The sequence below is a fragment of the Pseudofrankia saprophytica genome (assembly GCF_000235425.2).
Classification (GTDB): domain Bacteria; phylum Actinomycetota; class Actinomycetes; order Frankiales; family Frankiaceae; genus Pseudofrankia; species Pseudofrankia saprophytica.
The window spans coordinates 729,594-742,072 of sequence record NZ_KI912266.1 but is presented as its reverse complement, the minus strand read 5'-3'; the positions used below and the strand labels follow the sequence as shown (position 1 = coordinate 742,072).

11 protein-coding genes are annotated in these 12,479 nt (G+C 69.2%); 4 read left to right on the top strand and 7 right to left on the bottom strand.

The window, feature by feature from the left end; all coding sequences use genetic code 11:
- Positions 1-158 precede the first annotated feature (158 nt).
- The gene (locus FRCN3DRAFT_RS0203295; protein WP_007508831.1) at positions 159-1,514 is read right to left on the bottom strand and encodes an ABC transporter substrate-binding protein; all 1,356 of its coding nucleotides are present in this window, start codon (positions 1,512-1,514) and stop codon (positions 159-161) included.
- 488 nt (positions 1,515-2,002) lie between these two features.
- A complete protein-coding gene (locus FRCN3DRAFT_RS0203290) occupies positions 2,003-2,824 on the bottom strand; it encodes an SDR family oxidoreductase (protein WP_007508833.1) in 822 nt (273 codons plus the stop codon).
- Between the two features lie 134 nt (positions 2,825-2,958).
- Here FRCN3DRAFT_RS0203290 and FRCN3DRAFT_RS42415 point away from each other — a divergent pair, with 134 nt between their 5' ends.
- The 4 genes from FRCN3DRAFT_RS42415 (at position 2,959) to FRCN3DRAFT_RS42410 (ending at position 6,067) form a co-directional block, all read left to right on the top strand.
- The gene (locus FRCN3DRAFT_RS42415; RefSeq protein ID WP_007508835.1) at positions 2,959-3,615 is read left to right on the top strand and encodes a TetR/AcrR family transcriptional regulator; all 657 of its coding nucleotides are present in this window, start codon (positions 2,959-2,961) and stop codon (positions 3,613-3,615) included.
- 65 nt (positions 3,616-3,680) lie between these two features.
- Entirely contained in the window at positions 3,681-4,547 is an 867-nt protein-coding gene (yaaA, locus tag FRCN3DRAFT_RS0203280) for a peroxide stress protein YaaA (protein ID WP_007508837.1), read from the top strand.
- 477 nt (positions 4,548-5,024) lie between these two features.
- Positions 5,025-5,426 (top strand): hypothetical protein, encoded by a 402-nt coding sequence (locus FRCN3DRAFT_RS0203275; protein WP_007508840.1) that lies wholly within the window; start codon positions 5,025-5,027, stop codon positions 5,424-5,426.
- 179 nt (positions 5,427-5,605) lie between these two features.
- Positions 5,606-6,067, top strand: a complete 462-nt coding sequence (locus FRCN3DRAFT_RS42410) for a hypothetical protein (protein WP_007508842.1) — start codon at positions 5,606-5,608, stop codon at positions 6,065-6,067.
- Positions 6,068-6,113: 46 nt separating this feature from the next.
- Here the strand turns inward: FRCN3DRAFT_RS42410 and FRCN3DRAFT_RS0203260 are convergent, their stop codons facing one another.
- From FRCN3DRAFT_RS0203260 to nirB, 5 genes are all read right to left on the bottom strand, one after another.
- Positions 6,114-7,919: a carbohydrate-binding domain-containing protein gene (locus FRCN3DRAFT_RS0203260; RefSeq protein ID WP_007508844.1), complete on the bottom strand. Its 1,806-nt coding sequence runs from the start codon at positions 7,917-7,919 to the stop codon at positions 6,114-6,116.
- Entirely contained in the window at positions 7,916-8,743 is an 828-nt protein-coding gene (locus tag FRCN3DRAFT_RS0203255) for a VTC domain-containing protein (protein ID WP_007508845.1), read from the bottom strand. Before FRCN3DRAFT_RS0203255 ends, FRCN3DRAFT_RS0203260 begins: the two co-directional genes overlap by 4 nt.
- A complete protein-coding gene (locus tag FRCN3DRAFT_RS0203250) occupies positions 8,740-9,333 on the bottom strand; it encodes a DUF4956 domain-containing protein (protein ID WP_007508847.1) in 594 nt (197 codons plus the stop codon). The genes FRCN3DRAFT_RS0203255 and FRCN3DRAFT_RS0203250 overlap by 4 nt, the downstream gene beginning before the upstream one ends.
- Before the next feature lie 292 nt (positions 9,334-9,625).
- On the bottom strand, positions 9,626-9,976 hold the full coding sequence (locus FRCN3DRAFT_RS0203245; protein ID WP_007508850.1) for a Rieske (2Fe-2S) protein: 351 nt from the start codon (positions 9,974-9,976) through the stop codon (positions 9,626-9,628).
- Positions 9,973-12,477, bottom strand: coding sequence for a nitrite reductase large subunit NirB (nirB, locus tag FRCN3DRAFT_RS0203240; RefSeq protein ID WP_007508852.1), 2,505 nt, complete (start codon positions 12,475-12,477; stop codon positions 9,973-9,975). Before nirB ends, FRCN3DRAFT_RS0203245 begins: the two co-directional genes overlap by 4 nt.
- Positions 12,478-12,479 lie beyond the last annotated feature (2 nt).

Below are 12,479 nucleotides of genomic sequence, written 5' to 3'. Positions count from 1 at the left end.
TGCCGTCCATGCTGCGGGCCGTTCCGCGTGGGACGTCGTCGAAGACGTGGGCGTAGATGTCGGCTGTCGTGCCGATTCGGGTGCGGTGACCTGCGCGCCCGGGGGAACTGCTTGACGGCACCGTCGGGGCTATGGACGGGGACGCGGGTCGCGGTGGGTCAGTTGAGGGCAGATCCGCACCAGTAGCCGTCGCGGGCGAGTGAGGCCGGGGGCGGCACGGGCGCCAGGCCCGTTCCGGCCTGGTTGACGGTGATGAAGCCCTCGCAGAGCGTCGGCTGCTTGGGTCGCGTGTGGTCGACGGGGGCGATGAGGCCGTCCGCCGAGTAGTTGTCCACCTCGCGGAGGCTGTCGATGAAGGTCTGGCGGGTGGGGCAGGCGCCGGCGAGCTTCAGACCCAGGAGCATGTCGTCGGCGGCGACGTAGCCACCGATGGCGAGTTCTTCGGTCGGGTCCACCGCCTCGGGCGTATACGTGGTCATCGCCTCTTGATAGGCATTCCTGGCTGCGGACCCCGGGGGGGCGATGGTCGACATGACGGACATACCGGCCATCTCGCCGCCACGCCGGGCGAGCAGTTCAGGGCTGATGCCGCTGGTGTTCAGCGCGACGTTCAGCTTGACTCCGGATCTCTTGGACGCCGCGTAGACGTCAATGAAGGGTTCGGTCTGGGCAAGGCCGATGATGGTGTCGGCGCCCAGCTCCTTGATTCGTTCGGCGACGCTGTCCGGGCTGGTGATTCCCGCGGTGTAGGAGACCGAGGCGACAACCGTGATTCCGCGACTTTGTAGGCTGGGCACGAAGTGCGAGGCAAGATCCAGGGTGACCTCCTGGTTCTGGTCGACGACGATGACGGCCTTGGTGCCGCCGCGCGCCTTGACGAAGTCGCCGAACACGGACGTGTCGCCGGAGTTGTACAGGTTCCCGAAGTGAAAGAGGTTGGGGTATTTGCTCCAGATCGCACTGGTGGCCGTTCCGGTGATCGGGACGTTCTCCTGCGCGAGCCAGCCGGCCGCTTTGTCCATGACGACGGATGTTATGACGAGACCGAAGACCTTCTCGGAGTCGACCAGATGGTGCGTGGCCAGCAGGAACGCATCCGGGTTGGAATGGTCGTCGCTCCACGCGAGTTCGATGCGACGACCGTTGACACCTCCCCGGTCATTCTGCTCGTCAATGCGGGCCGTGGCGCCGGCGCGAGCCCCCTTGAACACATCGACGAGTGCCGCGGGACCGGTGTCAGGATAGATGAACCCGAGCTTGACGGATGTGGCTGTGACCCCGGGAACATTTGTCGAGCAAGCGCCGGTCTGGGATCCATGCGCACCCGATGAGGCACACCCAGCCAGTGTCGCTGGTAACGCGAGCAATGCGGCAGTGATCGCCAGGACGGCGGCCCGCCGGTTCTGTAAGTGATAGATCATCAACTGTCGTCCCATCAGGATGCGCTGTTGTGCGGCGGAGCCGCGAAGCCATGAGCGGGCGGTCGGCAGTCGGAAGGAGAAGTGCACGACCACGGGCGACCGCCCCGAAGGCGAATCATTGGTTTCACTACGGCGGCCCCCCAAGCTCTCGCTGCACCATTCCGCTCAATGACGAGACTCGGCGGGCTCTCGGCCTGGCGACTCTCGACGCGGCGGCGACTCTTGCCGATCTACAGCCCGCGAGGTAGGCCCGCATTGTGGATCCCGTTGGCCCTCCCTGTCGAGCGCCGGGTGGAGTCCACGGACATGATGTACGGAGTGTGATCGTCCGGCGACTTGTCGGTGTGATGGTCCGTGACGTTGGACGGCCATCGCGTGATTCTTTCGAGAACGGCGAAGAACTCGAGAAAGATACATATCGCGATGGCCCTGCGTCCGACTGTGACTGATGCTGAGCGTTGGGTGAGGAGCCGGTGGCGGTGGGAGATCCGGGCCGTGATCTGTTTCGACTCGGCGCGGATTCGTGGCGTGCAACGTTCCTTCACGGCCGGCGGTGGCGGACGTAGCCAGGTCCAGCGCGTTCAGACGCTCATGGTCTGGGCCGGGCGGATCACGATCTCGGGGATGTTGAGGCGTAGCGGGGTGCCCAGGACGTAGAGGACCGCGTCGGCGATGTCATCCGGCCGGGCGATGTGGGTTTCGAGCGCGGCCTGGGCGGCGTCGAGGACGCTTTCGGGGAGCCGCTGGCCTGGCACGACGTCCAGGGCGGCGCCGGCCAGTGCTCCGATGCCGGCGATGACCTCGGGGGTGAAGTTGCGGACGGCGTTGGTCGCGACGACGCCGGGAAGCAGGGAGGTGACGCGGATGTCGTCGCCTTCGAGCTCCTGGCGAAGACCCTCGCTCAGGTAGCTGACGGCGGCTTTGGTGGCGCCATAGACGCCGAAATCGGGGCGCAGTACCGCGGTGGAAGAGATGTTGACGATGTGTCCGCCACTGCCGGTGCGGCGCATCGCGGCGACGGCGGCGCGGCAGCCGACCAGCAGCGCGAGCACGTTGACGTCGAGCATCTCCTGGGCGGTTTCGGCGTCCTCGGCGAGGATGGGGCGGTTGCCGGCTATCCCGGCGTTGTTGACCATCACGTCGAGCCGGCCCGCCTCGTCGGCGACCCGGGCGACCAGCGCCTCGAACGCGTCGCGATCGCGGACGTCGAGGACGGTGGCGGACGCCGAACCCCCCGCGGCCTCGATGCGGGCGGCGGACGCCGCCATCGGTTCGGCGGTCCGCCCGACGAGGTGGACCGCGGCCCCGGCGGCTCCCAGCCGTTCGGCGATCGCCCGGCCGATGCCGCTGGACGCTCCGGTCACGATCGCGGTCCGGCCACGTACCGTCGAGCCGTTCGTCATGGTGACGCTCCTTGACGACGTCGAGATGCGAGCGAATGCTCGCATTAGGGCGAACGCAGAATACGAGTGATTGCTCGTGTTCGTCAATGATGGTGGCGGCCCGTTGGCGGCCTGGCCGCGAGGAGGGCGAGCCGGTGACACCGACACGTGACCCGGCGGCGGCAGCGGCGGCGGCGGGCCCGAAGCGCCAGGAGCGCGGGCGCCGCCGCGCCGAGTCGATCCTGGACGCTGCCGAGCTCGCGATCAGCGAGGTCGGCTACGACGCGGTGACGACGAACCTGATCGCGGCGCGGGCTGGCATCTCTCCCGGGTCGCTGTACCAGTACTTCGCCAACAAGCAGGCGATCGTCGAGGCGCTCGCCCTGCGCTATCTCGAACACCTCGGCGCGGCCGGTGCCGGCCTGCTCGGCCCCGAGCTCGTCACGCTGCCCACGGCGGAACTCGTCGAGCGGGTCGTCGACCCGGTCGTCGCGTTCAACCTCGCCCACCCGGCGGCCAACACGCTGCTCGCGGGCGCCGGTCTGTCCCCGGAGCTGGCCACGGCCACCAGGTCCCTGCACGCGTCGATCTGCGATCAGATCGAGGTGCTGATCGGCGAGATCGCGCCGCATCTCGCTCTCGGTGCACGCCACCTCGCCGCGACCGTCTCGTTCCAGATCTTCGCCGGCGTGCTGCCCGTCATCGCCGCGGCGGCGCCTGGAGACCGGCCCGCCGTGACTCGCGAGCTCAAGGCCGCCATCACCGGTTACTGGAGCGGTCTGCGGGTCGCCTCGAACCAGCCGCGCCGGTAGTCCACGGGGCGGGAGAAGGTGATCCGTATCGGGACACCCAGATAGCGGGAAGTGAGGTCGGACAGGTGCGCATCCTGCTGCCGCCGAGCGAGGCGAAGACCCAGGGTGGCGACGGGCCGTCGCTGCGGGTCGCCGGGTTCGGCGACGGTCCGCTCGCGGCCGCCCGTGCCGAGGTGACACAGGCCGTCGCCGCCTTCTGCCGCGACGACCCGGCGGCTGCGATCGTCGCGTTCCGGCTGCCGGCCTCGCGGGCCGAGATGGAACTGGCCGCCAACGCCGCGATCCTGGACGCGCCGACAAGGCCGGCACTTGACCGGTTCGTGGGCGTGCTCTACGAGGCGCTGGCCCCAGCGACGCTTCCGCCCGCCGCGCGGGCCGCGGCCGACCGCGCGCTGTTCGTCTCCAACGGCGCGTTCGGCCTGATTGGCGCGGCCGAGCCGGTGCCCGACCACCGTGTCGGCATGGCGGCGGCCATCCCCGGACTGGGCGGCCGCTCCACACCGACGGTGCTCGCGACCTTCTGGCGCGCGAGGCTCGCCCTGGTCCTGCCAGACCTGCTCGTATCCACCCCGGCCGCCGTCGGTGAGCACCTCGTCGTGGACCTGCGCTCGTCGGACTACGCGACCGTGCCCACCCTTTCCGGACCGCTCCGGTCGGGCGCGCTGCCCGTGCGCGCGCTGACCGAGAAACTCGTCGACGGGCGCTGGGTTCGCCGCCCGCTCAGCTACCAGGCCAAGCAGACGAAGGGCCTGCTGACCCGAGCGCTGCTGCTCACCGAAGCGGCCGGCCGTCCGGTGAAGACCGCCGACGACGTGGCCGAGGTCGCCGAGTCCGCCGGCCTCGTCGCCGAGCCGCGCGGTACCGCCACCGCGCCCGCCCTCGACATCATCTCCCGCTGGAACCCACCGGATGCCGGCCGTCTGGCTGGGTGAGGACGGGACGTAGGTCGGTGCCGTCCGGCCAGTAGCTCGCCGCGCCCGCCCGCCCGCCCGCTGACGTCATCTCCGCGTACCACCAACGCGGTACACCGACCCACTGCCTGCTACGGCTGGTGCTTGCCCCGACCGGCTCGCGTGTGGCCTCATTGCGTCCGCCGACGGCCCTGACGGGCCGGCTTCGCGACGAAGCCGGTGATACCTGCCAACGGTGTCCGTCACCAGGTCCCTGGCTCTGCCATCGGCTACGGAGGTGCCGGGCCTCGAGTACCGCGCTCGTGGTAGCCGGAATTGTCGGCACGTGCAGGACGTGGGATTGGGCCCCGTGGAACAGGATCGTCTCGTACACAACGGCCGGATATCGCGACCGGATCCCAGCACCGGTCCTCTGCCGGGCGTCTGCCCACACCAAATGTCAGTCCGCTGTGGAGACCATGCACGTTCACGCGGCGAACGGCACGAAAGGGGAACTCCATGTACCGGCGACTCATCCTGATCGGCGTGGCTATTGCGTCGTTGGCGGCCTGCCGACCGGCCGCCACTTCCGCCGTGAGTCCGACACCTTCTTCCGTCACGACGCAAGTGCCGGCGAGTCCGACGGCCGACAGTGGCGACGCGGCCGACACCGGCGACGCGGCCGACACCTCCACGTACGTCAGCCAGTTTCGCCGACAGTTTCCCGACCTCGCCGAGGGTAAGACCGACGCGCAGATCCTCAGCGATGGCGAGGCTGACTGCTCGGATATGGCCGCCAGCTGGAAGATGGTCACGCCTTCGATGGGACAGCGCTACAGCCTGGGTAGCTCGACAGCCGACCAGGCCGTTCTCTACAACATTGCGCTACTGGACATGTTCGCCCTCTGCCCCGCCCGCTGACCCGCGCCTGCGCGGCGGACCGCGCCCGACCCGTGAACGTCTCCCGTTGGCCGTGCCGGCGTGGGCGACACCAGTTCAGCCAGCTGCACCGACGATCCCCCTGTGACGCCCCGCGGCGAAGAGCTGGGTGACGGCATCGTCGGGACCGCGGACCTCACCCTCATGCGAAAGGAACACCGGTGAGATCAATCCTCTCAACCGTCTGGTCGTTCATCCTCTGGCAGGCGTTCGCGGCCGGCCTGGTCGGCACCGTGGCCGGTGGCAGGATCCTCGACGTCGACGGTACACAGAAACAGCTGATCGGCTATGGTTCGGCTGTAGTGTCGCTCGTCGCCGGCTCGCTTCTCGCGAAAAGAGAACCACTGAAATCTGTTCTCGCCTCGCGGAAGGTGCAGTGGTTCCTGTTCCTGTTCAACGGCGCCGTCGCCGCGGCAGCTTACTTCTACGTCGGCGGCGCGAAGGGGATCGCGGCCGCGGCCGGCATGGGCCTCGTCTCGCTCGGCGCCGGATTCGGCCTGCTGAAGCGCGCCGACCAACCACCGCCCCCGCCCCGGCACATCCCTGAACAACGCCAGACAACCCGCGTGGACCTCTGGGCCGGAACAGGAGCCGGACGTCATCGGGCACGCCGAACGACATGACCCTGTGGCGTGAAATTGGACGGTCAGGGTCGCCTTCGTATGGCCGTTAGGTTCCGGACATACCGGGTGGTTGCTGCCCGCCGCGGCCGGGGAAGCCTCCGCCGCCCGTTCCGCCGGCCGGGGCGGCGCCGGCCGTCGCCGTCGCGATCTTCGTGGCCAACCCGAGGCTGCCGGTCTCCGCGAGCCCGCCGACGCTGTTCCCGGACGCCGTGCCGCCGGAGTAGATCGCGTACTCCTTGCCGGTGGCGATGCCGGCTCCAGAGTAGATCAGATTCCCGATCGGCTTCGAGGTGACGAAGGTGGCCAGCACCGTGCCGTCGGCATCGACGACCTGCAGGGTCGTGCCCGCGGTGACGGCCGAGTCGAAGGTCGCCGCAACCCATCCCTGGGTGGAGTCCGTGCTCGGCGCGGCGCCCCCCATGCCGGCACTGCCGGCTGCGACCAGGACGCCACCGGTGACGTCGAGGGTGCCGTTGACGTCGATGGCGCTGTTCCCGCCCTGCTCTGGCCCGTTGACCACGACGGTGCCGCCCGAGATCGTCCCGGTGCCGTTGGAGTCCAGCCCGTCGCCGCCGGAGTCGATGATCAGGGTGCCGCCGGTGACGACCACCGAGTAGTCGCCGATATCCTCCCCGCCGCCCTGACCCGTGCCGCCGGAGCCGTTGACCCCGTCGTCGCTGGCGACGATGTTCACGTCGCCGCCGTTGATGGCGATGTCGGTGCCCTCGAGGCCCTCAGACGACGTGGTTATGGTGAGCTTGCCCGCGTCGACGAGCAGGCCCGCGTCGGAGTGCGCGCCGTCGTCGCCGCTGGCGGCCGTGATGGTGGCGCCGCTGACGTGCAGGGCCCCGTCGGTGTGGATGGCGTCGTCGGAGGAGTCCACCGCGATGGTGCCGCCCTCCAGCACGGTGATCACTGCCGACTTGAGCCCCTTGGTGGACGTGTCGTCGGTCGGCTGGACGCCGCTGCCCCCGCCCGCCTTCACAGACAGAGTGCCGCCGGTGACGACCAGGTCGGTGGCCGCGTCGACGCCGTCGCCACCGGCGGTGATGGTCACCGCGCCGCCGGCGATCGCGACATATCCGGCGTCGGCGTCCTCGGTGTCGTCGGCCTTGAGCCCGTCGCCCCCGGACTTGACGGTGATCGTGCCACCGTCGACGACGACATAGTCCTTGCCTCGGATCCCGTCGTCGGCGGCGTCGACCGTGATGCTGCCCGAGGAGATGACCAGGCCGTCCTTGCTCGCGATCGCGTCGTTGCCGATGCCGTGCACGGTCAGCGCGCCACTGCCGGTGATGGTCAGGTCGGCGGAGCTGAACAGCGCGGCGTTGACGTCCGCGTCCTGGGCGTAGGAGTCGGTGTCGCGCAGGGAGTTGGTGCTGCCCTCGGCAAGGATGACGACCGCCTCGTCCGCGTCGGTGACCGCGATCGCCGCGCTCGAGGAGCTGGCGATGGTGGCCCCGTCGAGGACCAGCTTCACGGTTTGGTCGGGGGCGTTGACGACGACCTGGCCGTTCAGGGTTCCGGTAAGCCGGTAGGTGCCGGCGGCGGTGATCGTCACCGTGGATCCCGTCACCGTGACCCCGTCGCCGCCGGCAGACGCCGAGGATCCGGTCAGGGTGACGTTCACGACCGCGGACTCGTCGTACGTCGCGTCGCCGTCCTCGGCGTGGTCGGCCTGGTTGGCGGCGAGCACCTGGGCGGCGCTCTGCGCGGCACTCTGGCTGACCTGGGCGGACGTGGCCGGTGCCGGGGCCGTGCTCGCGTCGTCGCCACCCGAGCAGCCGGACAGCGCGCCGGCGAGCAGGGCCAGACAGACGGACGCGCCGGCCAGTTTCCTTCTGATTCTCATGGTCTCGTCTCCTGCGCCGAACAGGCGCGGGCGGGCCGGGTCCTCCCGGTCGCGGATTCGGCGAAGTGGCGCCGCAGCACGGGGTGCCACCGGTTGGCGGGCAGGTCGGACCGCAGGGCGGCCAGGCCGGTGGTGTATTTCGACATCGAGCAGGGGCGGTGCTGCAGGGACCACAGCAGCCGGTCGACGTCGGACGCATCCCGGGGCGACTTGGTCTCGACGACGACACGCCGTGGGGTCTCGATGGCTGGTCCGTCCGGCAGCGCCCAGGCCAGCGAGGTGTCGATCGTCACCCGGGCGGCGGCGGACGGGATGAACAGAGTGGACCGCCGGTAGGCGCTGATCAGAGCCGGGTCGAACCGCAGATGCTCGACGCGGATACCCGCCGCGGCCAGGACGGCGTCGGTGTACGCACGGGCGCGGGCGTCGAGGTGGTGGGTGTCTCCCCAGTACGGAGTCCGCTGTTTGACCGTGGCACCGCGGGCGCAGCGCGTCTTGACCTCCAGGTAACGCGCGCCCGTGTCCAGATAGCTGCGCGTCCTGAGCTTGAACCGTCGGCGCCGGCCGCGGGCCGCGCCCAGATAGCTGTCCAGGTTCGGGGTGTCGAAATAGACGGACCGGTAGTCGAGCTCTCGTCGCCCGTCGATCTCCAACACCCGTACGCCGCCCAGAACGGCCAGCGATTCCAGCAGCGCGGGCAGGTCACGGGAAGGCAGGACGTACTTGTGGTCGACCCGCCGGAGCAGTTCCGCCCGTTCAACCAACTCGTCCAGCTCGATCGGCGGGAAGGCGTCGATCGATGTGTTCCTGCCGGTGGTCTTCATGAGGTCAGCCGCTCTATAGCCGGCATCGACGCACGGCGCGCCTCGGCGTGCAGCAGCGCGTAGCGGACCTCGACCAGCGTCGTGTCGTTGACCTGGTCGACGTGCTGGACTGTCAGATTGACCACCCGGGCGTTCAGGAGCATCTCCAGATGGGCGCGCAGGGCGTGCTCGTCCGTGTGCGCGGAGTCCAGCCGCAGGGTCTGCTGGCGATAACGCTGAAACAGCCTCGGATGGTCACCGACGAACAGCGCCAGGACGATCAGGCCCATGAGCCCGCCGGTCAGCGCGGTCAGTGTCTGGTGCAGCCCGGCGAGGAGGCCCAGCGCGAGGGCCGCGAAGTAGTACGCGATCTCATGCTGAGTGATCTCGTACGACCGCAGCCGGATGATCGACAGCACGCCGAACAGGCCGAGTCCCAGGCCGGCGCCCACCGTCGAGGAAGCGAGCGCCGTCGACACCGCGAGCACGGCGACGTTCACGCCGAGAAAAGCGGCTACCAGGTCTCGGCGGTGGTGCCGAGGAAAATAGAGACCGAACGCCAGCACGGCGATGGCCACCAGATCGGCAACAAGGATCTTCCACTGGGCCACAGAGATTCCTTCGCCTGGAGTTCATGACCCGTTCATTTGAGCAGGCGAGCTTGTGTGCCAGCTGTGATCGCGCTGTGTCGAGGGTGAAGACCTTGCGTGGCGGGCTCCGCCAGGCTGGCCCACGAGCCCGGCGGTGGACGGCGGGGCCCGCCGGGGGTCTGCCGTCGCGAACGACCCATCCCGCCGTCATTGCCGACTGCGACTACCGGCATCCCAATGATTCGGCATCTGCCCGTTGTGCTCGCGACCAGGGCCACCACGAAGGCGACGCGGTCTGACTATCTGCAAGCCCTTAGCCGATGGTGATCTCGATGATTCCGTCGTCGCTGACGCGGATCGGGTAGCAGGTTAGGGGTGGTGCTCCGCTGGGTGAGATGCCGGTGGTCAGGTCGAAGGTGCTGCTGTGCAGCGGGCAGATGACGACCGTGTCGTCGGCCTGGCCGTCGGCGAGTGGGCCGCCGGCGTGCGGGCAGACCGCGTCGATCGCCCGTAGCTGGCCGGAGCGTAGCCGGAAGACGGCGATCTGTCGGCCGCCGGCTGCGTAGGCGCGGGCCTCTCCGAGGGGGATGTCGGCCAGTGGGCCGAGGCGGTGGACCACACGGCCGTCCGGACTGGCGTGGGCAGTCTCGGTGGCTGGGTTCATCGGACTGGCACCTTCGGCAGGTCGACCAGGGGGAGTGAGGTGCGGAACTGGCCGGCGGTGACGGGGTCGCGTCCCTCCAGCCATGGGTCGGAGTATGCGTCGACCGCCTGCTGCATCCGGGCGTCGAGGTCGGCGGCGATGCCGTCGCTGTCGTCGACGACGACGTCCCGGATCTTGTCGATGCCGAGGCGGGGGACGAACGAATAGGTCCGTTCCAGCCATCTCGCGTTCTCGCGGTAGTACTGCAGGAACCGTCCGGTGAGCGTGATGACCTGGTCAGGGGTGTCGACGGTGGCGAGTAGGTCGCCTTTACGGATGTGCGCCCCGGCGGCGCCGCCGACGTAGATCTGCCACTGGCCGCCCTCGATCGCGACGACGCCGAGGTCCTTCACCAGCGCCTCGGCGCAGTTGCGGGGGCAGCCGGTGACGGCGAGTTTCATCTTCGCCGGGCTTTCCAATCCTTGGAAGCGTTTTTCAATGGCGATGCCCAGCGCGGTGGAGTCACCGAGGCCGTAGCGGCAGAACTCCAGGCCGACGCAGGTCTTCACGGTGCGGAAGCTCTTGCCGTAGGCGTAGCCGGAGGGCATGTCCAGGTCGGCCCACACCTTCGGCAGGTCCTCCTTGCGGACGCCGAGCAGGTCGATACGCTGTCCGCCGGTGATCTTGACCATGGGGATGTTGTACTTCTCCGCGACGTCGGCGATCCGGCGTAGCTGTGCCGGGGTCGTCACGCCGCCGGCGATCTGCGGCACCACGGAGAAGGTGCCGTCCTTCTGGATGTTGGCGTGGACCCGGTCGTTGACGAACCGGGCGTCGCGTTCGTCGAAGTAGTCGCGGCCCCAGATGGTGCGCAGCAGGGAGGTCAGCGGCATCTTGCTGGCTGCGTCTTCCTGGCCGTCGGGGGCGAGCGCGGCGAACACTGCCGACACCGACCGCAGATTGCGTTCCCGCACCGCGGCGATGAGCGTCGGCTTGTCCATCGGGATGGCCGGCACGTACCAGTCGGCTGCCTCGTCCTGTTCGACCTCGCCGCCGGCGGCCCATTCGACGATCTGTGTGACGAGGGTCTTGCAGGAGCCGCAGCCCTTGCCCGCGCGGGTGGCGGCCATCACTCCGCCTACGGTCTTCTGCCCGGCCTGGACGCAGGCGACCAGTGCTGCCTTGGACACTCCGTTGCAGTTGCAGACCTGGGTGTCGTCGGCGAGTTCGGCGGCGCCGACCTCCTGCGGTGGGGTGCCGATGTCGAACAGCATCTCCAGGCGGGCTTTGGGGAGCGGCAGACCCCGGTCGAACGCCTGGATGAGGAACGCGGCTTTGCGGGTGTCGCCGAGCAGGGTCGCGCCGACGAGTTTCCCGTCGCGGATGACGACGCTCTTGTACACGCCGTGTCTTGGTTCGATGAAGCGGACGACCTCGTCGTCGTCGCGTTCGGGTTCCTTCAGGCCCATGGTGGCGACGTCGCAGCCGGCGACCTTCAGTTTTGTGGCGATTTTCGAGCCGTGGTAGGCGGCGTGCGGGTTGGCGCCGGTGATGTGCTCGGCGAGCACGGTCGCCTGTTCCCACAGCGGGGCGACGAGCCCATACACCTCGCCGCGGTGCTGGGCGCATTCGCCGACGACGTAGATGTCGGGGTCGTTGATGGCGCGCATCTGATCGTCCGTGACGATCGCGCGTTCGACCTCCAGGCCGGCGCGGGCGCCGAGTTCGCTGTTGGAGCGGATCCCGGTGGCGATCACGACCATGTCCGCCCCGATGTGGGTGCCGTCCGCGAGGGTGACCCCGGTGACGGTGTCGTCGCCGAGCACGGCGGTGGTCCTCGCGCGGGTGTGGACGGTGATGCCGAGGGCCTCTACGCTGCGCCGCAGGATCTGCCCCGCCTCGGCGTCGAGCTGGGCGTTCATCAGGGTCGGGGCGGCGTGCAGGAGGTGGACGGCCAGGCCGTGGTTCTGCAGGCCGCGGGCGGCCTCCAGGCCGAGCAGCCCGCCGCCGATCACGACGGCGGTCCGGTGGCCGCGGGCGGCGGCGATCATCTGCCGGCAGTCGTCGAGGGTGCGGAACGCGAACACCCCGGGGGTGAGGGTGCCATCGGACCGGTGCACCCCGTTGATCGGGGGGATGAACGCTCGGCTGCCGGTCGCGATGATCAGTTTGTCATACGGTTGGGCGGTTCCGTCCGGGGCGAACACCGCCCTGGCGTAGCGGTCGATCCGGGTGACCCGGACCCCGGCGTGCAGGCGGATGCCGTTGGACCGGTACCAGTCGAGTGGGTTAAGGAAGATTTCCTTCTCGTCCTCGATCCCGGCGAGCACGTTCGACAGCAGGATGCGGTTGTAGTTGCCGTACGGCTCGTCGCCGTAGATGGTGATGGCGAACATGCTCCCGCCGCGGCGGGCCAGGATCTCCTCCACGGCGCGGACGCCGGCCATCCCGTTTCCGACGACGACGAGACGCTGGCGGGGGCGGTCGGCGGGCTGCCGCTGTGCCGGCATGGTGGTGGTCATCG